The following is a 26,346-nucleotide window of genomic DNA, read 5'->3' as shown; positions in this document are numbered from 1 at the left end:
CTGCCATATGCCACCCACCCTCGTATCACCTCAACTCGCCAATGCAATCGGCGGTCCCTTGCTGGTGGCAACGTTGCGTAGCAGCCCCGTCGAGCGCACCACCGCGCCCCATCAGCATGCCCGGGGTCAGCTGCTTGGGGCCCAGCGCGGTTTGCTGTCGGTCCGGGCGGCGCACCAGCACTGGGTGGTGCCTGCTACTCACGCGGTGTGGATCGTGCCTGATTGCTCCCACTCCCTGCGTTCCCACGGGCCGTTTGATGGCTGGAGTGTGTATGTCGACCCTCAGGTGTGTGCGGGTCTGCCGCAACAGACATGTGTTATCGCCACGTCGGCCTTGTTACTGGAGGCTGTCAGACGCGCAGCAACCTGGACCGAGCCGCTGCTGGCGCCGCCACAGGCGCGAATTGCCCAGGTGATCCTTGATGAAATCGCCGGCTTGCCCCAGGAGCCATTTGGCTTGCCGCTGCCCCAGGACCCGCGGCTGTTGCGCATCGCCCAGGCGCTGGCCGACGACCCGAGCGACAACCGCCTGCTGGAGCAATGGGCGCAGTGGGCCAGCGTATCCCCGCGTACGCTGGCCCGGCGGTTTGTCGCCGAGACCGGGTTCACCTTCAGCCAATGGCGCCAGCGTGCGCGGTTGTTGCGCGCCTTGGAGTTACTGGCGGCGCACGCACCGGTCACCCGGGTTGCGCTGGACCTGGGTTATGAAAACGTCAGTGCCTTTATTGCCATGTTCCGGCGCACGTTTGGGACGACGCCGGGGCGGTACTTCATGGATGGCGCAACCGACTACGGGCATACACCGCTACCACCACGAAACAGCCCATAGGCAACAAATAAGCCAGCGCCACCGTGCTGTTATCCGCCACCTTGCCCATCAAGTAGGGCATCAGGGCGCCGCCGACAATCGCCATGATCATGAACGAACTGCCGCGCTTGGTATGCGGCCCGAGGTTTTTCACGCCCATGGCAAACAGCGTCGGGAACATGATCGACATAAAGAAGAACACCGCAATCAGCGCGATCACCGAGAGGCCTTCCAGGCCTATCACCACCAGCGCACACAGCGCGATATTGATCAGCGCATACATCAGCAGCAGCTTTTGCGCGCTGACCCGCCCCATCAACCAGGTGCTGAAAAAACGCCCGAACATGAAGGCTAGCATCGCGATCGACAGCAGGTAAGCCGCTTGCTGACTGCCCATCTGTGCCCAGTGCTCGGTGACGTAATTGATGAAAAATGCCCCGACCCCGACCTGGGCCGCCACGTAGAAAAACTGCGTGATCACCCCACCCACAAACTCCGGATACTGCCACAGCCCCTTGCCGGCCACCGGTTGCAGTGCTTGCTCCTGGGCGCGCAGATCTGGCAGCGGTGTGCGGGCGATCAACAGCGCCACCAGCAACACCAGCACGGCGATCACCACGTAGGTGGTTTGCAGCGAACTCATGTCCGAGGCCGGCGTACTGCCGGCGCTGAAGAACATCGCGCCGCCAATCAGCGGGCCGAAGAACTGACCAAGGCCGTTGAAGGATTGCGCAAGGTTCAACCGCCGCTCGGCGCCCTGGGGTTCGCCCAGCACCGTGGCATACGGGTTGGCGGCAGTTTCCAGGCAGCCCAGGCCGCAGGCGATGACGAACAGCGCGAACAGGAAAAATGGAAAACTCGCCGCGGCCGCCGCCGGCATGAACAGCAAGGCGCCTGCTGCATACAGGCACAAGCCCAACAGGATCCCGGCTTTGTAGCCGTGACGGTCCATCAGCAGCCCCGCTGGCAGGGCGATCAGGAAATACGCGCCGAAATACGCACCTTGCAACAGCCCGGACTGGGCCTTGCTGACGTGCAGCACTTCCTGGAAGTGCTTGTTCAGGACGTCCAGCAAACCGTAGGACAAGCCCCAAAGGAAGAACAGACTGGTCACCAGCATCAGTGCCCAGCGATAGGTCGGCACCGCGCGGGTGCCAGGCAGGTGTGTGTCTTTGCTTAACATGACGCTTCTCCTGTTGTTTTTATGGGATCAAGGCGTGCGATGCAGCGGGTACTAGGTTTGGTCGGTGAGGCTGAAAATCTGCGTCAGCGGCTGCCATTTGCCGCCAGGATCAGTCCACGGTGTGGGCGCCTGGAAGCGCCACATCAGGGTTTCCCAGGCTTGCACTTCAGGGTTGGCGCGTGCGGCGTGGTCCAGCCCGTCGAAGCTGAACCCGGCTGCAGTGTCCATGACCATGAACAGCCGCGTGCCCAGGCGCCAGATCTGCATCTCGAGGATGTGCTGGCTGCGCAGATGTTCGGCCACGGCAGGCCAGATGCGTTGATGCAACTGCTGGTACTCGTCGATCAATGCCACATCGTCGACCAGGTCCAGGGCCAGGCAGTAACGTTGGCCGCTCATGTCAGCGCTCGGTCCAGATGGGTGTAGCCACCGTCCACCACCAGCCATTGCCCGGTGGTGTGGGACGCGCGGGGTGAGAGCAGGAACAGCACGCTGTCGGCGATCTCCTCGGGGGTGGTCATCCGTTTGCCCAAGGGGATTTTTTCGACGATGGCGGCGAGCTTGGCTTCGGGGTTATCGAAGCCATCGATCCAGCGCTGGTACAACGGCGTCAGCACCTCGGCAGGCACCACCGCATTGACCCGGATGCCGAACGCCAGCAAGGACGCCGCCCATTCCCGAGTCAGGGACAACTGCGCACCTTTGGCGGCGGTATAACCGCTGGTGCCTCCCTGGCCGGTGAGGGCCGTCTTGGAGCTGATATTCACGATCGCCCCGCGACTGGCCTTGAGGGCGTCGAGGCACAAATGGGTCATCAAGTAGTAGTGAATCAGGTTCTTTTCCAGGGACTCGACAAAGGCGGCACGCCCGGCGTCCAGCCCCACACCGTCGTTGACGCCGGCGTTGTTCACCAGGCCATCGATGCGCCCGAAGCGTTGTTGCACTTCGTTGACGGCCGCGCGGCAGGCGTCTTCATCGCGCAACTCGACGCGGATGAAGTGGCTTTGGCCTTGCTGTTCAAGCTCAGCCGCGAAGGCCGGCGACAAGGGTTGATGACCGAAAATCACCGGGATCGCGCCTTCGGCAATCAGTCCCAGGGAGATGGCGGCGCCAATCCCCGAGCCACCGCCGGTGACGATGATCACGCGGTCCTGCAAATGCAGATTCATGGGCAGTTTCCTTCAAGGTGGTAGACCCGCTGGGCGGTACCGCCCCAGATGGCCTGCTGTTCTTTGGGTGACAGTGAGCCGAGGGTCTGCTGCAGCAATTGGCAGGTGCCCTGGTATTCGCCGGCCAGCAGGCACACCGGCCAGTCAGAGCCGAACATCAAGCGCTCGGCGCCGAACAGTTCCAGTGCCAGTTCGATGTAAGGGCGCAGGGCTCGGGCGTTGCGTTGCTCGGGCCCGGCTTCGGTAAGCAGGCCCGACAGCTTGCAGCTGACGTGGGGCAGGGCGGCCAGGGACGCCAGGTGTTCGGCCCAACCGGCCGGGCCGTTGGCGATGTCGGGCTTGCCCAGGTGATCCAGCACTAGATGATGCTGGTCGTGGCGCTGGCACAGGGCGGTGGCGGCGTCGAGGTCGGCGCAACGGATCAGCACCTCATAGACGTAGCCTTGTTGCTGCAGGTGCTGCAGGCCACGGGAGAATCCCGGGTCAGCCATGAAACTGGCAGGCGTGGGTTCGTCCTGAATCTGATGCCGAAAGCCCTTGAGTCTCGGCGCGTCGCGCCACTGTTCCAGGTGATGTTCCAGGGTTGGGTCGCACAGGTCGACCCAGCCGACGACGCCGAGTATCCACGGGTACTGCCGCGCCATTTCCAGCAGCACATCGGTTTCCTGCTCGCCGGCGCGGGCCTGCACGGCAATGCAGCCATCCAGGCCGGCAGCGTCGAGCAGCGGCCGCAAATCCTGTGGGAGAAAGTCCCGCCGCAGGTCAGCCTCAGCCGCACCGATCCACGGATAATCAGCAGCCCGGTAGCGCCAGAAATGCTGGTGCGCATCGAGCCTCAGAGGTGATGGGGACGACATTATTATTGTGCTCCGTCCAATCAAAGGTGTGCTTCAGGTCACGGCCGGTGGCGGTATTGCTCCCGGGACGCGGCTTTCATCTGGATCGAGAACCCCGGTGCCTTGGGCGGTAGATAGGCCGCGCCGCGCACCACGCAAGGTTCCTCGAAATGCTCATGCAAGTGGTCGACATACTCAATCACCCGGCCGTCGTGGGTGCCGGCGATGCACAGGTAATCGATCATCGACAAATGCTGCACGTACTCGCAAAGCCCAACGCCGCCAGCGTGCGGGCAAACCGGCAGGCCATATTTGGCCGCCATCAGCATCACTGCCAGCACCTCGTTCACCCCACCCAGGCGGCAGGCGTCAATCTGCACCACATCGATCGCTTCGCGCATGATCAGCTGCTTGAACATGATCCGGTTCTGGCACATCTCGCCGGTGGCGACCTTGACCGGCGCTACACCGAGGCGAATCTTGCGATGGCCTTCGATGTCATCAGGGCTGGTGGGCTCCTCGATAAACCACGGCTTGGCAAACGCCAATTCGCGCACCCAATCGATGGCGGTGTCGACTTCCCACACCTGGTTGGCATCGATCATCAGTTGGCGGTCCGGGCCCAGTACTTCGCGGGCGATGCGCACGCGGCGCAGGTCGTCCTGCAAGTCGTGGCCGACCTTGAGCTTGACGTGGTTGAACCCGGCATCCACCGCTTCCTGGCACAGCCTGCGCAGCTTTTCGTCGCCATAACCGAGCCAGCCGGCCGAGGTGGTGTAGCAGGGGTAGCCATTGGCTTGCAGGTCGGCCATGCGCTCAGCCTTGCCTTCGGCGCGTTGGCGCAGCAAGGCCAGGGCTTCGCTGGAGGTGATGCAGTCGGTGATGTAGCGGAAGTCGATGCACCGCACCAACTGTTCCGGGCTCATGTCGGCCACCAGGCGCCATAGGGGTTTTCCTTCGGCCTTGGCCCACAAATCCCACGCGGCGTTGACGATCGCGCCGGTGGCCAGGTGGATGGCGCCCTTGTCCGGGCCGATCCAGCGCAACTGGCTGTCGCTGGTGACATGCCGCCAGAAACGGCCCATGTCTTCGGCGATCCATTCCAGGGTCAAGCCCACCAGCAGCGGCTGCATGGCCTGGATTGCGGCGCAGCAGATCTCGTTGCCACGGCCGATGGTGAAGGTCAGGCCATGGCCTTCAAGGGCCGGGTTGTCGGTCTGCAAAATCACATAGGCGGCCGAGTAGTCCGGGTCCGGGTTCATGGCGTCGGAACCGTCCAGGGACTGGGACGTAGGAAAGCGGATATCTTCGACGCGAATCGCGGTAATGGTGGTCATGAACGGCTCCTTGGTTCTTGTCAGGCGTCGACCGTGATCTGGTTCTGTTCGCCTAGGCCTTCGATGCCCAGGCGAATCTTTTGCCCAGGCTTGAGGTAGACCGGCGTGGGCTTGATCCCCAGGCCGACACCGGGCGGGGTGCCGGTGGAAATCACATCCCCCGGTTGCAGGCTCATGAACTGGCTGAGGTAGCTGATCAATTTGGGAATCTGGAAAATCATCGTGCGGGTATTGCCGTTCTGGTAGCGATGGCCGTCGACTTCCAGCCAGATCGACAGTTGGTGCGGGTCAGCGATTTCATCCTGGCTGACCAGCCACGGTCCCAGCGGGCCGAAGGTGTCGCAGCCTTTGCCCTTGTCCCAGGTGCCGCCGCGTTCCAGCTGGAATTCGCGTTCGGAGACGTCGTTGATCACGCAGTAGCCGGCCACGTGCTGCATGGCCTGGCTTTCGTCGATATAACGACCGCCCTGGCCGATCACCACCCCCAGTTCGACTTCCCAGTCGGTCTTGGTGGAGTGGCGGGGGATTTCGATGTTGTCGTTGGGGCCGACAATGGCGCTGGTCCATTTGTTAAAGATGATCGGTTCTTCAGGGATCGGTGCGCCGGTTTCGGCGGCGTGATCGGCGTAGTTCAGGCCGATGCAGATGAATTTTCCTACTTGGCCGACACAGGCGCCCAAACGCGGATTGCCCGGCACCAGAGGCAGGCTCGCGGGGTCGAGTTCTTGCAGGCGAGCGAGGTTTTGCGGGAGCAGGGCGTCACCGGCGACATCGCCGATGTGAGCGGACAAATCACGCAGACGTCCATCAGCGTCCAGCAAGGCCGGACGTTCCTGACCTTTTTCACCATAGCGCAGCAATTTCATGAGCAATCCTCTTATTAGAAGTGGGCGGTCAGTTGCTCCAGCCGCCGTCAATAATCTGGGTGGTGCCGGTGGTAAACGCGCTGGCATCGGAGCCAAGGTACAGCGCCAACTGGGCGATTTCCTGGGGCGTGCCCAGGCGTCCCATCGGCTGGCGGGCGGTGAAGGCGGCGTACACCTCATCCTGCTGGCGGCCTTCGCGACGGGCTTGTTCGACGATGCGTTGCTGCAGCGAAGGGGACTCCACGGTCCCGGGGCAAATGGCGTTGCAGCGAATGCGTTGGGTGACAAAATCTGCCGCGACGGATTTGGTCAGGCCGATGACGGCGGCCTTGCTGGCGCAGTAGGCAAAGCGGTTGGGCACGCCCTTGAGGCTGGAGGCCACCGACGACATATTGATGATCGAACCGCCGCCCGCCGCCAGCATTCCCGGCAGAAACGCGCGGATCATGCGATACATGGCGGTGACGTTCAGGTCCAGGGCAAACGTCCAGTCGCTTTCCGGGCATTCAAGAATATTGCCGGCGTGCACCACGCCTGCGCAGTTGAACAGCACGTCGAGCGGGCCGATTTCGGCAGCAAGGCGTTGGATCGCGCTGGCGTCGGTGACGTCGAGCAAGACCGTTTGCGTGCCCGACAAGTCAGCGAGCGCCTGTTGATTGATGTCGGCTGCAATCACTTCGGCGCCGGCCGCCAGATAGGCTTCGACGCTGGCGCGGCCAATGCCCTGGGCGGCAGCGGTGATCAGCACGCGTTTACCGGTGAGGTCCATGACAGACTCCCTTGATTGTTCTTATTGGCTCAATGGTCAGGCCATTGAGGGCGTGAAACGCCTGCATCTGCGGCATAGCGAACTGTGGTGGGTTTGCTATGATCAGCACACTGGAAACGATCCAATGGTCAGGCCATTGATCCAATTTTTAGCATGGGTCTTCCCGGTCAACAAGCGGCTTTTTCGCGGGTTGATCACCTGGACCGTGCCGTGCATGAATCGAGCTGAGCCTAGATGCCATTTCAAGTGATTGATAACCAACGTCTTTATCGACAAATTGCCGACCAGTTGCGGGCGTTGATCGACAGCGGAGAATTTCCGCCGGGCAGTCGTCTGCCGGCTGAGCGCGAGCTGGCCAAGCTGCTGGGCGTGAGTCGCGCCTCCGTTCGCGAAGCGATGATTGCCCTGGAGGTGATCGGGCTGGTGGACGTGCGAGTGGGCAACGGCGTGCTGGTGTGCGAACCGGTGCAACCGAAAGTCAGCCAGGAACCGGTAATGGCCCAGGCCACCCGGGATCAATGGAAAGAGTTCGACCCGGAACTCAACCTGCACGTCGATTTCAACGCCGAGATTCCGCCGTTTTCCCTGCTCCAGGCCCGGCGCCTGATTGAGCCGGAAGCCGCCGCGCTGGCGGCCAAACACGCCACTGACGAGGAACTCGCGGGTATCCGCGAGGCGTTCGAGCGTAACGTGCAGGACAACCGCGAAGGCTCCCATACCCACCCGGGCGATCGCCTGTTTCACATTCGCATCGCCCAGGCTTCGGGCAATCCGGCCTATGCGCTGATGATTGCGCACCTGCTGGGGCATCGCTACGGCAGCATGTTCCAGCGGTTACAGGCGCATTACACCTCGGACGACATGCCCCATCGCTCGGAAGACGAGCACCGCAAGATCCTTGATGCACTGGAACAACGAGACGCGGAAGGTGCACGACAGGCCATGCGCAAGCACCTGGAAGAGGTGGTACGGATCTTTATGCGGACGGCGCAATGACCCTGTTCTACGACGCTCGCGGGAATATCTACGGGGTGGTAAGCCCGGCGCAGTTACGCCACAAGGGTATCGACGTGCCGGGCCGCGCCGACTTGGCCGCTGGCACCCGGGGTGCTTGGGCATTGGCGGCCATTGCCGCCGAGTGCGGTTGGGGTGAGTTGCCGCGCCCGGCAGAGGTCAAGGCGCATCGTTGTGACGGTTTGTTGGTGGGGCCGTTTCAGGCCGTGCCGCCCTTTGACCTGTTGATCGTCAACACTGACGGCTCCCTGGCCGAACGCAGTGGCAATGGCCTGACGATTTTTGCCCAGTCATTGACCGACCAGGGATTGATGGCGCAAGGCTGTGAGTTGCGTGTGCATCACGACAAGACGGACGCACTGTCTCCAGTGGTTACGCGGGTTGAGCCTGCGGAGTACGAACAGGTCCAGGGCTTCTGGCTGGCGTTGGGGCGACCCGAATTCGGGCCTGTGGCGGTAGGGGCGGTTGGTGTGGCGGTCGTGTCGCTTGAGGGGACCGAGGTGAGCCAGGTTTTGCCACTGGCTGCGCTCAACCCCGAGTGGAATCACAGCCAGTTTGTGCGTGTGGGCAATCCTCACTGTGTGACGCTGGTACAGGACGCGTCAGTGTTGCCGGACAACGCGCAGATGCATCGGCCAGCGTTGTTTGATCCGCTGAGAGCGATTGCTTTTGCACCACCTGCCGGGGCCGGCCAACCTTGTATTTCCGGGGTCAACCTGCAATGGGTCGCCCGGGATTCAGGCAACCGCGTGATCGCACGGGTGTTTGAGCGTGGTGAGGGACCGACGGCGTCCTCCGGGACCAGCGCCAGTGCGGTGGCATGTGCCGCGTGGTCTGTAGGATGGGTGACGACAGGTGAGGTGGCGGTGGTGATGCCGGGCGGTACGGCACCGGTGCGGTTGCAAGCAGAGGCGGGTGAGTTGTTGAGCGTTAGCCTGTTCGGGACTGCGCGGCTGCAGGAAGTTTGAAAGACGCAGTGGCTGGCTTAATTATCTTTGTCAGTCGCTTCTCTATAAACAGGCGGTCCTAGTGAATGGCGGTGTAAGAGTATTCCTGTTAGTGAGTACTGGCTGTTTAACTGCATTTCTGTAATTGATAAAAGACCCTTCCAATATCGATGTGCGAATCTTCTTTTTTATTTTGAAGCGGCCGAATTTCGCCTGAAATCGCTAGTATTCCTGGGGTTCAGGCACTTTTTATCGGCTTCGAATTGGGTGGCTTTCTCTGCGTTTTGTGGAAGAGCCATTTCAGCTCGACAATGAATGGCGGGTAACAACGGATGTTCAACACGCTTGTTTCGTCACGCTTCAAACTGATCGTCGCAGGAATAAAACAGGAACTTCAGGTACTGGCGTTTAAAGGCAGCGAAAGTATCGATCAGCCTTTTTTCATTGAAGTGCAGTGGGTCAGTGAAAACCCCGGCCTTGATCTGGAGAAGCTGCTTCATCAACCGGCCTATCTGGATTTTGGTGAACCGGGTGAAGGCCTTCACGGGCAGATCTATGCCATTGGCCGGGAAGACCCGGGCCGGCGGCTGACCCGCTACCACCTGACCCTTGCTCCGCGTCTGGCGTATCTGGCCCATCGTTGCGACCAGCGGATTTTCCAGCAGCGCAGCGTGCCGCAGATCATCGCGGCGGTGCTTGAACAGCACGGTATTTTCGCCGATGCCTATGCCTTTGAATTGGGGCCGGTGGTGTACCCGCCACGTACGTTCTGTGTGCAATACGCGGAAACCGATCTGCATTTTATCCAGCGGCTGTGCGAGGAAGAGGGCATCCACTACCACTTTCGCCACAGTCTGGACGGCCATGTACTGGTGTTTGGTGATGATCAGACGGTGTTCCGTCGTTTGCCGACGCAGCACTATTGTGCGGCCGGTGGCCCAACTGCCGGCGCACTGGTAATCCAGCGTTTTGATGTGCGCCTGGCCACGCGCAGCACTCAGGTTGTCCGGCGCGACCATGACTTCGAGCATCCATCATTGCGCTTGCAGGAGCAGGCCGGTTCTTCCCCGGCACTTGAGGACTATCAATATCCAGCGGGGTTCACGGGGCACCTGCGAGGTTCGCAGTTGGCCCGACGGAGCCTGGAACGTCATCAGCGGGGCCGTCATCGGGCGTTGGGTCGCAGTGATCAGCCGGCTTTGCGCAGTGGGCATTTCCTGGAACTGCGCGACCACCCGGACCTCTCCTGCAATGACTTGTGGTTGATCACCAGCGTGCGCCACGAAGGCTATCAACCGCAGGTGCTGGAGGAGGCGGTGGTGGATGTCGAGGCATTCCAAGGCTATCGCAATCGATTTACCGCCACGCCCTGGCGTGCCGCTCACCGCCCACCGATCACGCACCCCAAACCGCGTATCAGCGGCAGCCAGACCGCAATCGTCACCGGCCCCGAGGGTGAGGACGTGCATTGCGACGCACACGGGCGGGTGAAAATTCGCTTTCACTGGGACCGGCTGGACAAGAACGACGAGAAGAGCAGTTGTTGGGTGCGGGTGGCAACCGGCTGGGCGGGTGACAGCTTTGGCGCGGTGATGATCCCGCGCGTGGGCATGGAGGTATTGGTGACGTTCCTCGAAGGTGATCCGGACCGGCCAGTGATCAATGGTTGCCTGCCTAACACGTTGCAACCGGTTGCCTATCCGTTGCCGCAACACAAGACCCGCAGCGTTCTGCGCAGCCGCAGTTCCCCAGGCGGGGCGGGGGCCAACGAGCTGCACCTCGAGGACCGTAGCGGCCAGGAACTCATCTACCTGCGCGCCCAACGCGACCTGGAACAGCAGGTAGGCCACGACAGTCGGCTGGAAGTCGTGGGCGAACGTCGGGAAACCATCCAAGGCTTGAGTACGACCACCCTGGGAGACGAGGACCACCGCAGCATCGCCGGCGACCGCAAGGTTCGGCTTGGGGCTGATGATCACTTGCAGGTGCAGGGCAACAGCCAGACGCATGTCGGCCAGACCCTGGTGATCGAAGCGGGGCAACAGGTCCATCTCAAAGCGGGCGCCAACCTGGTTATCGATGCCGGTGCGCAGTTGAGCTTCAAGGCGGGTGGTGAGCATTTGCTGATACAGGCCGGAGGGATTTTCAGCAGTCGGCCGATCACGTTGGGCGGTGTGCCTGCCGGGACTCGTACAGCCAACCCAGTGGGACCGGGTGACGTGGCTGCTTCGTCCGCCTTTGTAGCGGATGGGCCGAAGGTTTCGGTTATCCAAGGCGCAGTCATGGAGCTGGCCAGAAGACTGGATGCGGACTTCTGTCCAGTGTGCGAGCGCTGCCGTGAAGGCCTGTGCGAATTCACGGGGAGGGCGGCTTGATGGAGATCGCGCCTGGCCAGTGGATGGCTGAACAGCAGCAGGCAGGGCGCCGGCTTTGCCTGGTTCTACAGGGTGAAAGCGATGCGCGCGGCCTACTGCTGGCGACACGCACGGTGGCTGAGTATTGCAGCCTCTATGGCGAAACCGTCGCATCGGAAATGGCGGCGGATGGTCCGATGCTCCTGTTGCTCGACCATGTCAACGAACCCGGATTGGTGGGTTTGTTGCAAAACCCTCAGCGTAACTGGGGATGGTTGGGCAGCCTGCCTGGTGATGATTTATCGGGTGTTACCCGGCACTGGCGCGAGAGGTTGGTGGTGGGGGCGACGGGCAGTCAGGCGCTGTACCGCTTCCACGATAACCGCACCTTGGCGCGGGCCTTGGTTCACCTGCCTGCTCAGGACTGGCCTGTTTTTCTCGGGCCGCTGATCAGCGTGTGTTACTGGCAGGGTGAGCGTTGGTGCTGTGTCGATAACCCGGCTCCGGGGTCATATCCGGTGCCCGATCCTGCGCCGTGGCTGGAGGTGCCGAACCCACAGGCAGGCGCGATTCTGCAGGCCAACATCCTGCGTTATCTGCTGGCTGAGTACAGCGAGGCGCTCAGTCAACTGGCTGAATTTCAGAACCCGAGAATCTGGCTGGAACAGGTGCTGGAGCAAGCGCGGGCTTGGCAATGGGACAGGCCGGAACAGCTGGAGTTTTTGGTCGTGCGGCGGTTGGTGGAAGCCACAGGGGACGTGCTTATTCGATGGCAGCCGATGCGGGGGGAAGTGGCTGAGGATCATTTTCAGCGGGTGGTTGGGGAGTGGCGTCGGGTGGAGCGGGAGCAGCAGGATGCGTAGAGGATTTATGTTGAGCGTGTGGCGAGGTTTGCTCGTTTGTGGGGGGCTGGCTGTTTCTGGCTGTGCGATGAAACCGGCGGACAGTTTCACCCTGGAAGTCGATTTGCCGGCGAATTACAGACTCAGAGGCGATGCAACTTACGTCCCCGCAACAGGTGAGACTTGCACTTTACGATGGCGTCCAGGTGATCTGCCAGAGATCAAGATATTCGATGCTCTCGAGAAGCCGGCGGCGAATCGGGTGAGCTTTGAGTTGCCTCTGACGGAGAGGGTGAATGGGTGTCCGTTAGTGCTGCGTTACATGACGTTTGATGTCTATGCGAAGTCGGCTGAGCACTTGGCGGATGGCGGGGGGGATTTTGCGTTTGTCGGTGTGCATGATTGGGTGGAACCCAATATGTCTCGAATGCCGGGGCCAGGCACTTTGGAGGTACCGGGAACGTGTCAGTGGTTACTCAGGCCAGCAGGGCCAACGCAGACGACTGATAACGTATTTCAATGCAACTTGGTGGATGCAAAAGGACTGCCGCCAACGACAGCAACGGGCGGCCGCGTGCAGCGTAACGAGCTGAACGGTAAAACGGTGCGGGTCGTGTTTGGGGAATCTGATGAGGAGCGTACTTATCTTTAACTTTACTGAATAAGGAGATTCAGCGATGGCTTTTACAGAATGGAAACAACCTTTTTTTAGCGAAAAAATGCCGGCTTGTGCAGTGCGTAGATGTTGGCTGAGTTTTTGTCTTGTGGACGAATCAGGTGACGGAAATGCTTATGGAGGTCTTGCGTACAAGGTTTTTGACAGCACGGGTCAACAATATGCAGGTCGTTTGGATGGGAACGGTTTCGCAAAGTTGGACAACCCATATCGAGGGCCTGTGGTTCTGATCTTCGATGCTCCATATGAAATGAGCGGGGATTACTACGAAACGTTGCAAAGGCGTGGTTGTTGTCCACTACCTATCACCGAACTTCAGGTCCGAGCTGAACAGACGCGTTTCTCATGTGTAAACGGGGAGCGCGTCGAGCGAAATCCGGCACGGCGGGAAACAGGCAATTTCTACCAAGTCGAGGTCAGCGACTTGGTCTTGCACACTGCTCATTTGCCTCCCTTGGCGCCCAGAACCCATCAACCACCGCGACATGCGCTCCGAATGTTGGCTGAACTTGGATTCGGACCACCTCAGCCTAAGCTGACAGGGCTAGTTTTATTTCCTGACCTGCACACAGTGCTGGAGGTACGGCCGCTGCGCGCGTTACGCCCGTTGTTGTCGGTTGAAGACCAGTTCTGTGCTTTGAACCTTTATCAGCTGGCACTTATGGCCACGTTGAGTTATTGCGATTTTGGGCAAGAACCGTCGACTCCGCCGATGGATCAGGTCAGTTTTCCCGTGGAACCGAGTGTTGGCAATATTTTTTCCGAAAAACTGTCGGGCTATCAGGAGGCCTGGAAGTTCGATTCCGACCAGGTGGAACACTTTTATCCCGTGTATGAAGACGTGCCGTACTCTCAACGATTCGAGGTCGTACCTTTTGATCCTGAGTTGTATGAGCAAAATCGACCGGAGCAGGGAGAGGGCCAGGTCCACCCAGCGAAGCTCCATTTTTTTGATGACGAGGAGAATGGCACTGACACTCAGGCGTTTATCAGCCATCACGACAATGTGATCCTGATCGCAGTACGGGGAACTGCAAGCCCTTCCGATGGGCTACGGGACGCAAATGCCCACCAAGTCGCTTTTGTCGATGGTGTTGGTAAGGCTCATGAGGGCTTTTATGGCGCGTATCGGGCGATGCGTGATTTTGCGCTGCATTACCTCGACCGATTCTACATAGGCCAACGCATCATAATATGTGGCCATAGTCTCGGCGGCGCCATAGCGCTGCTACTGGCAGAATCTCTTCGGCGAATTCCAGGTTACGACCGTAACGTCCTTCTTTACACCTATGGCGCTCCCCGCGCCGCCGACTCTGAATTCACTGACGGTGCTTCATCCTTGGTGCATCACCGCATTGTCAACCATAACGACCCGGTACCTAGCGTCCCGGCACCTTGGATGAACACAACCGCAAAAGTCTGGATTCCCGGGCTCGTTGCCCTGTTCAGCAATCCTGCGCCGGGAGGCTTGCTGTTCGCGCTTGGCTTGGTTCGCCTGGGCGGCAACCCCTATCAGCACCATGGCGCGCAGCAGCATTTCATGCCGATTTCTTTGCCCGACGGCACGCAGTCTTCGATAGTGTGGAACCCTGGCTGTGAGTCGATCGAAGAAGCCGCATGCAATCGCGCGATTCAACTCAGCGGTGACATGCCAGACCGCGCAAACCTGATCAACCAGCTAGTCCAATACAAACAGCACTTTATGACCGTGAGCTACATCCCAGCGGCCTGGGCGACGCTACGTCGTTGGCAGCAAACCGTGGACGTCGATGGAACACTGGTGACTGCGAGTGAATTTGAACTGATTGAAAGAGCCCTGATCACCATGCGGCAACAATTACGGGACAAAAAGCGCGAACTGGACCGTCGTCGCCCGGCCAATCAGCGCGGTTATGAAGATATTCAGGCCTTGAGCATCGAAGCTGATCGTCTGCAAAGTAGTCGCGACCGCCTGGCAACCCTCCGCTGGCGCCACCTCCAGGCCCGCGACGTCTATGGCAGCCACGCTTCATCCCCCACCCTGCAATCCAGCCTGAAACGCTGGTTCGCTCATCCGCAAAACCGCGAACTCACCCAGGTGGCAAGCATCCCGCCACAACCGGATGACGGCTGGGGAAAGCCGCAAACCCTCGACATCGACTCAATCACCTGAGCCTACAAAAACTCCACCTGCGCCGGTCGGCGTTTCATCAACACCTTGCCTCCACGAATCGAATACAACGGCAATCCCTGGCTGCGGATAACTTCATAGTCGCTGTCCGCAGACAGGATCAACAGGTTCGCCGGACGTCCCGGTTCCAGGCCATAACGATCCCCCAAGGCCATGGCCTTGGCGCTGTTGTCGGTGACCAAGTCGAGGGCGCTTTGCAGGTTGCGGTAGCCGAGCATGTGGCAGATATGCAGTCCGGCTTCCAGCACCCGCAGGATGTTGCCGTTACCCAGTGGATACCAAGGGTCGACGATGGAGTCCTGGCCGAAGCAGACGTTCATGCCGGCCTCCAGCAGTTCGTTGACCCGGGTCACGCCGCGGCGTTTGGGGAAGGTGTCGAAGCGGCCCTGCAGGTGGATGCTTTCGGTGGGGCAGGAGACAAAGCTGATGCCCGAATGCCCCAGCAGGCGGAAGAGCTTGGCGCAGTAGGCATTGTCGTACGAGCCCATGGCTGTGGTGTGGCTGGCGGTCACGCGTGCGCCCATGTCGCGGCTGCGGGCTTCTTCGGCCAGCACTTCGAGGAAGCGCGAGTGCGGGTCGTCGGTTTCGTCGCAGTGCACGTCTACCAGGCAACCAGTGCGCTCGGCCAGGTCCATCAGGAACTTCACCGAACTCACTCCCTGGTCGCGGGTGTATTCAAAGTGCGGGATGCCGCCGATCACGTCGGCGCCCAGGCGAATAGCCTCTTCCATCAACGCGCGGCCATTGCGGTAGGACTCGATGCCTTCCTGGGGGAAGGCGACGATTTGCAGGTCGATCAGGTGGCCGCTTTCCTCGCGCACTTCAAGCATGGCCTTGAGTGCGGTGAGGTCCGGGTCGGTGACGTCGACATGGGTGCGCACATGCTGGATGCCATGGGCGGCCAGGGTCTGGATGGTTTTCTTGGCGCGAGTCTTGGTGTCTTCCAGGGTGATGGTGGCCTTGCGTTCGCCCCAGCACTCGATGCCTTCAAACAGTGTGCCGCTCATGTTCCAGCGGGGTTCGCCAGCGGTCAGGGTGGCGTCGAGGTGGATGTGCGGCTCGACGAAGGGCGGTACCACCAGGTTGCCGGCGGCGTCCAGGTCGTCGGGGCCGGCTATGGGAGCAGCGCCTTGTTGGGTGATGCTGGCGATCCGGCCGTGTTCCAGGTGCAGATCATGCAGGCCTTCACGGTTGCGCAGGCGGGCGTTGATGATGTGCATGGGCAAGTTCCTCTTGGCAAAAAACAGTCAGGCAGACAGCCGCCAGATCATCAGCGCGATGCCGATGTCCAGGCGGTCATAAGCATTGTCCAGGCTCAGGCCGCACAGGGCTTCGATGCGCTGGACGCGGTGCGTCAGGGTGTTGCGGTGAACCGCCAGCCGCTGGGCGGCGGCCACAAGGTTACCATTCTCGTGGAACCAGGCTTCCAGGGTCGGCATCAGGCTTGGGCCGTGGTGCAGGTCATGCCGCAACAGCGGCCCCAGGCGTTCGTTGAGAAACTGGTCGAGCAGGGCGCGATCACGCACGCCGCTGAGCAACTTGAGTACCCCCAACTCATCGTAGACGCACAGCCCGGCGCGCTCACTGAACCGTCGTGCAGCGGTCAACGCCTGACGTGCCTCATCCAGGGCCTGGGCCAGGCGCGCGGGTGGGTGCGCAGCAGCACTCAGGCCGATAAACAGTTTCAAGGGGGCCAGGCGCAGGTTCAGTGCTTTCAACCAACCGGCCAACAATGGGCGGTTGGCCAATGCCGCACCCGCGTCCATCGCCGGCAACAGCAACGTCCATTGCCCGGCACGCCCCAGCACGGGCAGGCGCGATGGGTGCTGCGCAGAAAACTGGCGCAGACGCCGGGTAATGGCATCGTGCTGACGGGCAAGCTGTGCCTCTACCACCGGCGCTTCGCCTTGGGCAAACAGTGCATCGCTGCCGTCCAGTTGCAGCTGGACGACCTGCCAATGTCCGGCCAACGGCATGTCCAGCTGCGCAGCGCGGTGCAGCAGCAAATCCAGGGATTGGTAATCACCGGCCAGCAGGCGCTCCAGCACATCGTGTCGCGAGCGCCCCAACTGCTGCGACTGGATCAACGCCGACCCGATGGCCTGGGTCACCAGCACCATCTTCAACGAGTACGGCTGTTCGATCAGCGGCATGCCCGCCGCTTGTGCCGCTTCCAGCAGACGTTGGGGAATCGCCTGGATATAGTCCGGTCCCGTGAGGATCACCAGGCCGGCGACCAGGCGCTGACAGGCTTCGTCCAGCAGCACCAACAGATTGGCCTCATCCCGTGGGTGATTGATGCCGGTGACAAACACCAGTTCGCCCCCCAGCACCCATTCGGCGATGCCGCTGTTTTCTGCGACATAGGGCCAGCGCACCGTGTTCTCCAGGCCGGCTTCCCCGGCTCGCAGGCACATCGACTCAAGGCCAGGCAAGGCCAACACATCGGCGATGGTCAGGCTCATGCCTGGACGTCAGCCAAAGGTGCCCGCACCCGCAGCACACTGGTCAGCACGATGTAGGTCAGTGACGCCGCCACAATCCCCACCAGTGGAGCAACCCACGGCGAATGAAAGGCCAGCACCGTGCCCACGGCATAGGCGATCAGTCCTGGCCAGTTGAAGGCCGGCAGGCGCGTATCGGCCAGGCGCGGATAGTGGCCACGGTAGCGATAGAAAAAGTCCGCCATGATCACCCCGCCAATCGGTGGAATCACCGTGCCCAGCAGGATCAGGTAGGGCACCAGCATGTCGTACATGCCCAGCAGCGCCAGCAGGGTGCCGATCACCGCGCCGGCCAGGGTCACCGTTTTGCGGCGCTTGGTGCGCAGCAGGTTGCAGCCGGCAACGGCGAAGTTGTAGATGGTGTTGTCCTGGGTGCTCCAGATATTCAGGAGCAACATGGCCATGGCCGCCATGGCAAAACCTTGCAGCAGCAACACCTCGACCACGTCGGGCTGCTGGTAGACGATGGCGCCGTAGGCACCGATCAGCACCATCAAGCCATTGCCGATAAAGAAGCCGATCAGGCTGGCCAGCACCGCGACCTTGGCCGAACGCGAGAAGCGCGTCCAGTTGGTGGCCTGGGTCGCGCCGCTGACGAAGGTGCCGAACACCAGCGTGATGGCGGTGGACATGTCCAGCTCTCCGGTGGGAACCACGGCCAGCAGCCCGTCCAGTCCGCCGACCTTTACCGTGGCGACCCACATCGACAGAAACAGCAAAATGCCCATGGCCGGCACGGCGATGTAGGACAGAATCTCCAACCCGCGATAGCCCACGTAGGCCGTCGCACAGAACATCATGCCAAACAGCACCATCAACCCCAGTACGCTGCCCTGGCTTAACTCGAAATATTTGCCCAGCACCACAGCAGCGGTGGCGGTGCCCCAGGCGTACCAGCCGATCTGGGTGAAACCGAGGATCAAGTCGCTCAACTTGCTGCCCACTTCACCGAAGCAGAAGCGCCCCATCAGTACCGAGTTCAAACCGCTCTTGAACGCGATGTAACCCAAGCCTGCGGCGTAGATACCCAACAGCAGGTTACCCAGGGCCACGACGCCGAGCATCTGGGTAAAGCTGAAGGCCACCCCCAGCTTGCCGCCGGCGAACATGGTCGCGGTAAAAAAGGTAAAGCCCAGCAGCACCATGGCGGTGGAGGCCAGGCCTTTGCGGGCATGCATGGGCACCTCGCTGAGAGGGTAGTCATTGCCCGGTTCGTTCTGCGTCATGTGCCGTTCTCCCTGAATGAGTGACGCAGGCCTATTGCACCCGTCGTGCCAAGTGCAAGGCAGTGACAGGCGCACGGTCAGTACTGTGCAGGTTGCACAGTATTTATAGCCAAACAGGGGGGGCGCGCAGGAGGGATTGGTCTTTCTGCCCAGTCAGGCGCGAAAGCGGTGCAGCGGTGATACAAATTGGATCATCGGTTATTCAATCGAACAGGGTGTGAGTGGTCTCGCCGCGATGAAATGCAAAGGCGGCCTCAAGGTCGCTTTCAATGGTGCGGCCGCGGGACAACGGCGGCAGGTCGTCGAGGCTGAAGAACCCGACTTCCGTGGTTTCGAACCCCGCTGCTGGCGCCAGTTGATCAACCCGTTCGCACAGAAAGTAGAGTTTGTAGAAATCCCTGATATCGGGCCGGTACAAGCCTTTGGCCTTATGGGTGACGCTGTACAGCGCCCTCGCGGTGACGGTCAGTCCGGCCTCTTCGCGGATCTCCTTGATGATGTTTTCAGCGGCCGACAAACCAATATCCGCATAACCACCAGGCAACGCCCAGCAGCCATCCGTCAGCTCGCGCACCAACAGGATCCGGTCGCCCTCAATCACCGCGCCCCGCACATCAATCATGGGCGTTGAATAGCGCTTGGCAAAATCCGGCACCAGCCCGGTGATGCGCTCCAGCGGCACCTCGCCCAATTGCGCCAGCATGCTGTGGGCAATCTGGGCGATTTCCTCGAGGCGCTCGCGCTCGAAGTCATCGGTGCAGAAGTGCAGCCCCGTGGAGGCCAATGCTTGCAAGCGCTTGGCCTGGGCCAGCCAGGTGTTTTCCATGAAGGTTCCTTCAATGGCGGCGATATCATCGAGAGGCCCTGACTGTAAGGGACTCATCGGCATAAAAAAACCACCGCAAGGGTGGTTTTTTTACATCACCGGCTTATTCGCCGCGGTAGATGCAGCCGCTGGTGCAGGTCTCATGGATGCGAATCGCGCTGAGTTCCGGCAACAACGGTTTCAACTCATTCCAGATCCACTTGGCCAGCACTTCGCTGGTGGGGTTTTCAAGGCCCGGGATGTCGTTGAGGTAGTTGTGGTCGAGGCGCTCGTAGAGCGGCTTGAAAATCGCCTTGATCTCCGAGAAGTCACGGATCCAGCCGGTGTGCGGGTCGAGGTCGCCGCTGAGGTGGATCGCCACCTTGAACGAATGGCCATGCAGGCGCCCGCATTTGTGGCCTTCCGGAACGTGGGGCAGGCGGTGGGCGGACTCGAAGGTAAACTCTTTGAAGATTTCCACAGGGTTTTTCAGCTCGGTGAGGTGTCTGGCAGGCGGCGAGTTTAACAGTTTGTGACCTCGCCGCGCACACCGCTTGATCAGAGGGCCAGCAGGCGTTCGCCCAATTGCCCGTTGTCGGCCAGTTGCAGAAACTCGTCACCCAGCCGCTGGCTTTCGCTCATTGCGGTTTGCCAGTATTTGTTGCGGCCCGGGTCATCCCCCATGAAACGCTTGAAGTCGCTGCGGTCCGGCAGTTTGCCGTGGGGCAGGCGGGCCAGGTATTCCTTCGACGGTGCCAGCAGCAATACATCCTGCAAGCCCTGTTGATTGGCGCGGCGCCACGGCAAGCCTTTATCGAACCAGCCAGGAATGACCCGGTCGGTGAAGTGCGGGTACAGCACGATGTCATCGCCGTGGTAGGGCAGGTCGAGGTGATAGTCCAGCAGGCCGCCATCGCGGTAGGTGCCAGCACCGGCGCCGGGCAGGTCGCGCACGCCTTGCATCACCATGGGGATCGAGCCCGACGCCAGCAGCGCCTGGCGCAGGTTGCCCGGTTCCAGATTCAGGAAACGCGACGGGAAATCCTCCAGCGCATGCAGCGGGGGCGCCTGGCGTGGGTCGTGGACGATCAGCCGTTCGAAGTGCCGGGACAACCGCGCGCGGCCCCGCAGGTTGTCGGCGATCACCGAGGACAGCCCCAAACCGAGGCGACCGCGATGATCGTCGGCGAGCAGGCCATGGCTTTTGACCACCATGATGTTCAGCCGGTAGTTCGGGTTGTCGAGCACCCGGGCATCGCGGCCGGCCAGCAAGTCATCGAGCATGCGCACGCAGCTCTGGCTGACTTCAGCCATGGTCACGCCTTTGGCAAAGCTTTGTTCGTTGTACAGCCGGCCCAGGTCGAGCAGGCCTTGCACCGGGTCGGGCAGGCACGCACTGGCAAACCGCCAGGAACCAATCGAGGCGCCGATCAGTGCACGTTCACGTGGCGCCCGGGGCAGCCAGTCACCAAACACCGCCAGATCCAGACCCTGGATGCCCAGCGCCTTGGGCCCGCCGGCAGCGCCGGGAAGGATGCCGACGTCCGCAGGCGCAAGCCCCTGCTCACGAATGCGTGTGAAGGCGCGTTTACCGGCCTTGAGGGTCAGGGCGGGGAACTTCATGTGGATAGCAGTCATACCGGTCTCATCGACAGCGAGCGGGGCAGTATAGGAAATCTTGCGCGGTTGCAGGCAAAGGTATTGCGCAGAATTGCCATGGTGGCAATTCAGTTTCAGTTAAGTTGGATCCAGTACCGTGAGCCCCGTAGGCAAAATATCCTGAAACGGAGACTCACCATGAAAACCCTCACAGCCTTGATCGCCAGCAGTATCATCGCCCTCACCGCAGGCGTCGCCCAGGCTCGCGACCTGGGGCCGGACGAAGCACTGAAGTTGCGCGACGCTGGTACCATTGTGTCTTTCGAGAAGCTCAATGCCATCGCACTGGCCAAACATCCCGGCGCCACCGTGCATGAAACCGAGCTTGAAGAGGAATACGGCAAGTACCTTTATCAGGTGGAACTGCGCGACGCCCAGGGCGTTGAGTGGGACCTGGAATTGGACGCTGTGACCGGGGCCGTCCTCAAGGATCATCAGGATACGTAATGAAGGTAAATCTACGCACCAGCGTTCAAGTGGCGCTGGTGCTCCTGGCATTTTGCTCAGGCCTGGCCGCGCGGGACCTGGGCCAGGATGAAGCGCTGCGCCTGCGCCAGAAGGGCGTCATTGCGCCGCTTGAGCACCTTCTGGGCCCGGCTTTCGAGCGCTACCCGGGTGCCAAGTTGCTGGACGCCGAGCTTGAAGAGCACAAGGATCGACCTGTGCGCTATATCTATGAAATCGAACTGTTGACGGTGGAAGGCGTGGTGCGCGAGATCGAACTTGATGCCAACACCGGTGAACTGCTCAAAGACAAGGAAGACGACTGATGCGCCTGCTCCTGGTGGAAGACCACGTCCCCCTGGCCGATGAGCTGATGGCTGGGCTCAACCGTCAGGGCTATGCCGTGGATTGGCTGGCGGACGGGCGTGATGCGGTGTATCAGGGGCGCAGCGAGCCCTACGACCTGATCATCCTTGACCTCGGTCTGCCGGGTTTGCCCGGGCTTGAAGTGTTGACACAGTGGCGTGCCGCCGGCCTGGCCACACCGGTGCTGATCCTCACTGCCCGCGACTCCTGGGCCGAGCGCATCGAAGGGCTCAAGGCGGGTGCCGACGATTACCTGAGCAAACCGTTCCATCCCGAAGAACTGCACCTGCGTATCCAGGCCTTACTGCGCCGTTCCCATGGCCAGGCCAATCAGCCGACCTTGCAGGCCGCCGGCTTGCATTTGGATGAGGGCCGCCAGTGTGTGATGCGTGATGGCGAGGAGATCCAACTGACCGCCGCCGAATTTCGGCTGTTGCGTTACTTCATGCTGCACCCCGAGCAAATCCTTTCAAAAAGCCACTTGGCCGAACATTTGTACGATGGCGAGACCGAACGTGATTCCAATGTGCTGGAGGTCCACGTCAATCACCTGCGCCGCAAGTTGGGTCGCAGCGTGATCGAGACCCGGCGCGGGCAGGGTTACCGTTTCGGCGCCAGCCCTGCATGAAGTCGATCCAGCGGCGCCTGAGCCTGGGGCTGATCAGCGTCATGGTGATCGTCGGCCTGGTGCTGGCGCAAACCAGCCTGTGGCTGTTCGAAATGGGCCTGCAACGCTACCTGGAATCGGGCTTGCGCAACGACAGTGAAAACCTGCTGGTGGCATTGGTGCGTGGGCCTGCGGGGGTGCAACTGGATGAGCAGCGATTGTCTCCTGCGTACCAGCGTCCGTTTTCCGGGCACTATTTCCGTATTGATTTTGCCGACACCCATTGGCGTTCCCGCTCGCTATGGGACCAGGAATTGCCGCAACTGCCTCACGCCGGGCTCAAGGGCAACCTGCAGTTGGGGCCGGAAGGCCAGCAGTTGCTGGTACTGCGTTCGGACTACAAGCGCTTTGGCCAATCGATTTCCATCAGCGTGGCCCAGGACTACACCCCGGTCAGGGAAAGCTTTCGCCTGATGCGCCAGATCGGCCTGGTGCTGGGGCTGGCGGCGCTGTTGCTGATCCTGATCCTGCAACGGGTCACCGTGCGTCGCGCCTTGCGCCCGCTGGAGACCGCGCGCAACCAGATCGCGCAACTGCAGCAAGGCCAGCGTTCGCAACTGGACACCCAGGTGCCGGTGGAACTGGAGCCGCTGGTGGCGCAGATCAACCATTTGCTGGCCCACACCGAGGACAGCCTCAAGCGCTCGCGCAATGCCCTGGGCAATCTCGGCCATGCCTTGAAAACCCCGTTGGCAGTGTTGCTGAGTGTGGCATCCAGTGAGCAGCTCAAGGACCATCCGCAACTGAGCAAGCTGCTGCGTGAACAGTTGGAGCAGGTGCAACAACGGCTTAATCGCGAACTCAATCGTGCGCGCCTGGCCGGCGAGACGTTGCCGGGTGCCTTGTTTGATTGCGATGCTGAATTGCCGGGGTTACTGGCGACCCTGAACATGATCCATGGCGAACACCTGGATTTGACTTACCGCGTACCGCCCGGTTTGCAGTTGCCGTGGGACCGTGAAGACTTGCTGGAACTGTTGGGTAACCTGCTGGACAACGCCTGCAAATGGGCGGACGCGGAAATTGTGTTGAGCATCAGTGAAACCCCGGAAGGCTTTCGGCTGGTGGTGGAAGATGATGGGCCGGGGATTCCCGAGCATCAGCGCGACCAGGTATTCAGCCGAGGCACACGGCTGGATGAGCAGACTGACGGGCATGGTCTGGGGCTGGGTATTGTGCGGGATATCGTAGAGGTGTGGGGCGGGGTACTGCGGCTTGAAGAAAGCGAACTTGGTGGTTTAACGGTAGTCATCGACTTGCCACGTCGCCACTAGCAGGGAGGTGAAGAAGCAAGCTTCTTCACCTCCGGCGTGTCATCAAACCCTGAACTGGTCCATCAGGCTCTGCTGTTGATTCGCCAAGCTGTTCAACGCCTGGCTGACCCGCGCCGACTCATTCGCCTGCTCGGACAACGACTCCGTCACATCGCGAATCGTCGCTACGTTGTTGTTGATCTCCTCGGCCACCGCGCTTTGCTCTTCGGCGGCACTGGCGATCTGCAGGTTCATGTCGCTGATCACCGTCACCGCCTCGTCGATCTGGCGCAAGGCGGTCACGGCCTGGCCCACCTGTTCGACGCTGCCCTGGGCCTGGCGATGGCTGTTGCTCATGGAACCGACCACTTCCTGGGTACCGCTTTGCAACTGCTCGATCACCAGGCGGGTTTCTTCAACCGACTCCTGGGTACGTCGCGCCAGGTTGCGCACTTCATCGGCGACCACCGCAAAACCGCGACCGGCTTCACCCGCACGGGCAGCTTCGATGGCCGCGTTCAGTGCCAGCAGGTTGGTTTGCTCGGCGATTGCACGAATCACTTCCAGTACCGAGCCGATCTTCTCGCTGTTGGCGGCCAGCCCTTCCACCTGGGTCATCGCGGTGCTCATGTCCGCCGCCAAGTGGCCAATGCTGGTGGTGGTGCGGTCGATCACGGTCAAGCCTTCACGGGTGGCCTGGTCGGCATCGCGGGCGGCCTGGGCGGCTTGCGCTGCACTGCGGGCAACGTCCTGGGCGGTGGCGCTCATTTCGTGGGAGGCGGTGGCCACCTGGTCGACCTGGCGGTATTGCTGCTCCATGCCGGCACTGGTTTCAGTGGCAATCGCCGCCGACTGGTCGGCGGTGCCACGGGCGTCCTGCACCGAGCGTTTGACCTGGGCAATGATCGGCTGCAGCTTGTCGAGGAAGCGGTTGAACCAGCCGGCCAACTCGCCGAGTTCGTCGTGTTTGTCGTAGGCCAGGCGCCGGGTCAGATCGCCTTCGCCACTGGCAATGTCTTCCAGCATGCGCGCCACGCCGAGAATCGGCCGGGTTACGCTGCGGGCCATCAGCCACACCAGCAACAGGCCGACGATTGCTGCCAGCAGGCCCAGGCTCAGTTCCAGCAGAGTGCCTTTAGCGTTGTCGGCATCCAGTTTGGACTTCAGGGCTTCAGCCGGGGCGACCAGGACTTTTTCCGGTACATCCAGCAGAACGCCCCACGGCTTGCCATCGGGGATCGGCTGGAACGGCGCCAGCACCTTGAGTTGATGGTCGGTGCGCACGCTGCGGGTCTGGGTGCTGGTGGAAAGCGAACTGATCAGCTGCGCGCCGTTGGCCGTGTCGACGGCGTCCAGGCGCTGGGCGAGTTTGCCGGCGTCCGGGCTGTAGCCCGCCAGCAGGCCCACCGGGCTGATGATGCTGACGCTGGTCTGGCCGTCATAGAGTTTCTGGCTGGCGCCCTGGCTGACGGCTTGCAGGCTGTTGAGGTTGATGTCCACCGACAGCGAGGCGATGACTTTGCCGTTGACCATCAGAGGGAAGACGATGCTGGTCATCAGCACCTTTTGCCCGTCGATCACATAGAAGTACGGCTCGATCACGCACGGCTTCAGGGTGGTGCGCGGGCAGGTGAACCAGGCGTTGGCTTTTTCGCCGCTGGGTCCGACGCTGGTGTCGGACATGTCGCTTTCGGGCAGCGACATGGACGTCAGCTTGCCGGCAGTCGGCTGCGACCAGTACAGCGCAAAACGGCCTTTGTCGTTGCTGCCCAGCTCTTGCTGGTTGGCGAACAACTCGTCCTTGCCGTCCAGTGCGTTGGCCTCGAACACCAGGGACAGGCCCAGCAGTTCCGGATTGGCTTGCAGCGCGGCCTTGACCTGGCGGGTCAGGTCTTCGCGCAGGTCGAAGGCATCCAGGAAGCGTTTCTCCGCCTGTTCGCGCAGGAACAGCACCTGCCGGGAAAAACCGTGGCCGTATTGATAGGCGTCCATGAACTGCTGGCGAATGCCCAAGGCCTGGACTTCACCCTGGGCTTCAATGCGGGCCTGGGCGGCTTCGTCGAGCATTTCCATGCTGGAAGCCTTGACCAGTTCGGAGCTCTGCGCCATGCGGTACAGCGAGAGACCTACCAGCAAGGTCACGATGCCCAGCAGGCAAAGACCGGCCAGCAGGGTAATTTTCCATTGAATGGACAGCTGTCTGAGCGACATGGAGCCTTCCTTAACTTTCGATACGACAAAGACGATCTGCCTGTATCGGCCGCTCGGGAATTTTCTTTATTCAAACGATCAATTTAAACTCGTTTGCGACGCCGTTCTTTGACATGCCCGCCCACCTGCTGCAAAGTGCGCGCCCTCTAATAAAACGCCTTTAAAACCTGGTTTGCGGCAGCCGTTCCCGACAGCAGCCCGGGCAGGTGCGTGCTTTTTTTAGTTTTTCTGTCTTGAGGT

General features: G+C 61.1%; 25 protein-coding genes. 11 read left to right on the top strand and 14 right to left on the bottom strand.

Annotated elements, in window-relative coordinates; translation table 11 throughout:
• Positions 1 to 7: 7 nt before the first annotated feature.
• Positions 8 to 829: a helix-turn-helix transcriptional regulator gene (locus LIY45_RS23120; RefSeq protein ID WP_226477720.1), complete on the top strand. Its 822-nt coding sequence runs from the start codon at positions 8 to 10 to the stop codon at positions 827 to 829.
• Here LIY45_RS23120 and fucP read toward each other — a convergent pair.
• Genes fucP through LIY45_RS23085 form a run of 7 tightly spaced genes read right to left on the bottom strand, consistent with a single transcriptional unit; the run spans position 771 to position 6,968 of the window.
• Positions 771 to 1,991, bottom strand: a complete 1,221-nt coding sequence (fucP, locus tag LIY45_RS23115) for an L-fucose:H+ symporter permease (RefSeq protein ID WP_226477719.1) — start codon at positions 1,989 to 1,991, stop codon at positions 771 to 773. The two genes, LIY45_RS23120 and fucP, sit on opposite strands and share 59 nt — an antisense overlap.
• A 51-nt stretch (positions 1,992 to 2,042) precedes the next feature.
• Positions 2,043 to 2,390, bottom strand: coding sequence for an L-rhamnose mutarotase (locus LIY45_RS23110; RefSeq protein ID WP_226477718.1), 348 nt, complete (start codon positions 2,388 to 2,390; stop codon positions 2,043 to 2,045).
• Positions 2,387 to 3,160, bottom strand: coding sequence for an SDR family oxidoreductase (locus LIY45_RS23105; protein ID WP_226477717.1), 774 nt, complete (start codon positions 3,158 to 3,160; stop codon positions 2,387 to 2,389). Before LIY45_RS23105 ends, LIY45_RS23110 begins: the two co-directional genes overlap by 4 nt.
• The gene (locus LIY45_RS23100; RefSeq protein ID WP_226477716.1) at positions 3,157 to 4,017 is read right to left on the bottom strand and encodes an amidohydrolase family protein; all 861 of its coding nucleotides are present in this window, start codon (positions 4,015 to 4,017) and stop codon (positions 3,157 to 3,159) included. Before LIY45_RS23100 ends, LIY45_RS23105 begins: the two co-directional genes overlap by 4 nt.
• A 38-nt stretch (positions 4,018 to 4,055) precedes the next feature.
• Complete coding sequence (locus tag LIY45_RS23095) at positions 4,056 to 5,333, bottom strand: L-fuconate dehydratase (RefSeq protein ID WP_226477715.1); 1,278 nt, start codon at positions 5,331 to 5,333, stop codon at positions 4,056 to 4,058.
• 20 nt (positions 5,334 to 5,353) lie between these two features.
• Complete coding sequence (locus LIY45_RS23090) at positions 5,354 to 6,199, bottom strand: ureidoglycolate lyase (RefSeq protein WP_226477714.1); 846 nt, start codon at positions 6,197 to 6,199, stop codon at positions 5,354 to 5,356.
• A 28-nt stretch (positions 6,200 to 6,227) separates the two neighbouring features.
• Complete coding sequence (locus LIY45_RS23085) at positions 6,228 to 6,968, bottom strand: SDR family oxidoreductase (RefSeq protein ID WP_226477713.1); 741 nt, start codon at positions 6,966 to 6,968, stop codon at positions 6,228 to 6,230.
• 234 nt (positions 6,969 to 7,202) lie between these two features.
• Here LIY45_RS23085 and LIY45_RS23080 point away from each other — a divergent pair, with 234 nt between their 5' ends.
• The 6 genes from LIY45_RS23080 (at position 7,203) to LIY45_RS23055 (ending at position 14,953) form a co-directional block, all read left to right on the top strand.
• Positions 7,203 to 7,964: a FadR/GntR family transcriptional regulator gene (locus LIY45_RS23080; RefSeq protein WP_017476170.1), complete on the top strand. Its 762-nt coding sequence runs from the start codon at positions 7,203 to 7,205 to the stop codon at positions 7,962 to 7,964.
• Positions 7,961 to 8,950, top strand: a complete 990-nt coding sequence (locus LIY45_RS23075; protein ID WP_226477712.1) for a diaminopimelate epimerase — start codon at positions 7,961 to 7,963, stop codon at positions 8,948 to 8,950. Before LIY45_RS23080 ends, LIY45_RS23075 begins: the two co-directional genes overlap by 4 nt.
• Before the next feature lie 311 nt (positions 8,951 to 9,261).
• Positions 9,262 to 11,304 (top strand): type VI secretion system tip protein TssI/VgrG, encoded by a 2,043-nt coding sequence (gene tssI / locus LIY45_RS23070; RefSeq protein ID WP_226477711.1) that lies wholly within the window; start codon positions 9,262 to 9,264, stop codon positions 11,302 to 11,304.
• On the top strand, positions 11,304 to 12,146 hold the full coding sequence (locus LIY45_RS23065) for a DUF4123 domain-containing protein (RefSeq protein ID WP_226477710.1): 843 nt from the start codon (positions 11,304 to 11,306) through the stop codon (positions 12,144 to 12,146). The genes tssI and LIY45_RS23065 overlap by 1 nt, the downstream gene beginning before the upstream one ends.
• A 7-nt stretch (positions 12,147 to 12,153) precedes the next feature.
• Positions 12,154 to 12,777 (top strand): hypothetical protein, encoded by a 624-nt coding sequence (locus LIY45_RS23060; RefSeq protein WP_017476166.1) that lies wholly within the window; start codon positions 12,154 to 12,156, stop codon positions 12,775 to 12,777.
• A 25-nt stretch (positions 12,778 to 12,802) separates the two neighbouring features.
• On the top strand, positions 12,803 to 14,953 hold the full coding sequence (locus tag LIY45_RS23055; protein ID WP_226477709.1) for a lipase family protein: 2,151 nt from the start codon (positions 12,803 to 12,805) through the stop codon (positions 14,951 to 14,953).
• 2 nt (positions 14,954 to 14,955) lie between these two features.
• Here LIY45_RS23055 and codA read toward each other — a convergent pair whose 3' ends face one another.
• The 6 genes from codA to LIY45_RS23025 all read right to left on the bottom strand — a co-directional run bounded on the left by codA (position 14,956) and on the right by LIY45_RS23025 (position 21,144).
• Entirely contained in the window at positions 14,956 to 16,191 is a 1,236-nt protein-coding gene (gene codA, locus LIY45_RS23050; RefSeq protein ID WP_017476162.1) for a cytosine deaminase, read from the bottom strand.
• 27 nt (positions 16,192 to 16,218) lie between these two features.
• Positions 16,219 to 17,436 carry a PucR family transcriptional regulator ligand-binding domain-containing protein gene (locus tag LIY45_RS23045; protein WP_226477708.1) on the bottom strand — a complete coding sequence of 406 codons (1,218 nt, stop codon included), beginning with the start codon at positions 17,434 to 17,436 and terminating at the stop codon, positions 16,219 to 16,221.
• A complete protein-coding gene (codB, locus tag LIY45_RS23040) occupies positions 17,433 to 18,701 on the bottom strand; it encodes a cytosine permease (protein WP_226477707.1) in 1,269 nt (422 codons plus the stop codon). Before codB ends, LIY45_RS23045 begins: the two co-directional genes overlap by 4 nt.
• Before the next feature lie 202 nt (positions 18,702 to 18,903).
• A complete protein-coding gene (locus tag LIY45_RS23035; protein WP_017476159.1) occupies positions 18,904 to 19,527 on the bottom strand; it encodes an NUDIX hydrolase in 624 nt (207 codons plus the stop codon).
• A 103-nt stretch (positions 19,528 to 19,630) separates the two neighbouring features.
• A complete protein-coding gene (queD, locus tag LIY45_RS23030; protein WP_003190259.1) occupies positions 19,631 to 19,987 on the bottom strand; it encodes a 6-carboxytetrahydropterin synthase QueD in 357 nt (118 codons plus the stop codon).
• A 77-nt stretch (positions 19,988 to 20,064) separates the two neighbouring features.
• Entirely contained in the window at positions 20,065 to 21,144 is a 1,080-nt protein-coding gene (locus LIY45_RS23025) for a patatin-like phospholipase family protein (RefSeq protein ID WP_226477706.1), read from the bottom strand.
• Positions 21,145 to 21,303: 159 nt separating this feature from the next.
• On the opposite strand from LIY45_RS23025, the gene LIY45_RS23020 reads away from it, so the two are divergent.
• From LIY45_RS23020 to LIY45_RS23005, 4 genes are read left to right on the top strand one after another with little or no spacing between them, the layout of a single operon-like run.
• On the top strand, positions 21,304 to 21,612 hold the full coding sequence (locus LIY45_RS23020; protein ID WP_008432789.1) for a PepSY domain-containing protein: 309 nt from the start codon (positions 21,304 to 21,306) through the stop codon (positions 21,610 to 21,612).
• Entirely contained in the window at positions 21,612 to 21,935 is a 324-nt protein-coding gene (locus LIY45_RS23015) for a PepSY domain-containing protein (protein WP_063031437.1), read from the top strand. Before LIY45_RS23020 ends, LIY45_RS23015 begins: the two co-directional genes overlap by 1 nt.
• Complete coding sequence (locus LIY45_RS23010; protein WP_017476155.1) at positions 21,935 to 22,603, top strand: response regulator transcription factor; 669 nt, start codon at positions 21,935 to 21,937, stop codon at positions 22,601 to 22,603. The genes LIY45_RS23015 and LIY45_RS23010 overlap by 1 nt, the downstream gene beginning before the upstream one ends.
• Positions 22,600 to 23,916, top strand: coding sequence for a sensor histidine kinase (locus LIY45_RS23005; protein ID WP_226477705.1), 1,317 nt, complete (start codon positions 22,600 to 22,602; stop codon positions 23,914 to 23,916). The genes LIY45_RS23010 and LIY45_RS23005 overlap by 4 nt, the downstream gene beginning before the upstream one ends.
• Positions 23,917 to 23,958: 42 nt before the next feature.
• Here LIY45_RS23005 and LIY45_RS23000 read toward each other — a convergent pair whose 3' ends face one another.
• Positions 23,959 to 26,106 (bottom strand): methyl-accepting chemotaxis protein, encoded by a 2,148-nt coding sequence (locus LIY45_RS23000; protein WP_226477704.1) that lies wholly within the window; start codon positions 26,104 to 26,106, stop codon positions 23,959 to 23,961.
• Between the last annotated feature and the right edge of the window lie 240 nt (positions 26,107 to 26,346).

Source organism: Pseudomonas sp. MWU16-30323 (assembly GCF_020515595.1).
Classification (GTDB): domain Bacteria; phylum Pseudomonadota; class Gammaproteobacteria; order Pseudomonadales; family Pseudomonadaceae; genus Aquipseudomonas; species Aquipseudomonas yamanorum.
Note: the sequence above shows the minus strand (reverse complement) of the source record. Positions and strands in the feature narration are given on the sequence as shown.